1 pseudogene is annotated in these 487 nt (G+C 76.2%); it reads right to left on the bottom strand.

The features are described 5' to 3' along the window. A pseudogene (locus VR44_RS43515) lies at positions 1–261 on the bottom strand (DUF6777 domain-containing protein); the annotation flags it as partial. Positions 262–487: the final 226 nt, after the last annotated feature.

The following is a 487-nucleotide window of genomic DNA, read 5'->3' as shown; positions in this document are numbered from 1 at the left end:
GGTCAGCACCACGGCCAGGGCGGCGACGGCGGCCACCGCCACGGCCGCCGCGACCATCCGGGGTACGGAGCGCCACCAGGGGCGCGGGGGCGGCTCCCCGCCGCTGCCGCCGGAGCTTCCTCCGGGGGGTGCGGGCGGCGGCGGCGTGGACCCCCGGTCCCCGCCCGAGAGGGGGCCGGAGGGGGGACCCGTGGGACGCTCCGAGGCCGGCGGCTGGGAGGAGAACGGGGGCGGCTGCCCACCGGACGGCTGAGTGGTCACGGGCCCTTCTTCCCGAGCACCGAACGAGAGAATTCCGGACATCTGCCGGATTTCAGGCACTCCTGACCGTCATTGTGTGCGTGGTCCGAGTGGTGCCCGCAAGCCGGGAGTGCCACGGTTGCAGGGTGAGCAGCACCTCCGTGAGGGCATGGCGCGAGGCCGTCGCCGCCGTCGTGGCGGGCTTCGCGGTGATGACCGTGGTGGCCGCCGCCGGGCTGGCCTGCGC

The organism is Streptomyces katrae, from assembly GCF_000966975.1.
Taxonomy (GTDB): domain Bacteria; phylum Actinomycetota; class Actinomycetes; order Streptomycetales; family Streptomycetaceae; genus Streptomyces; species Streptomyces katrae.
Note: the sequence above shows the minus strand (reverse complement) of the source record. Positions and strands in the feature narration are given on the sequence as shown.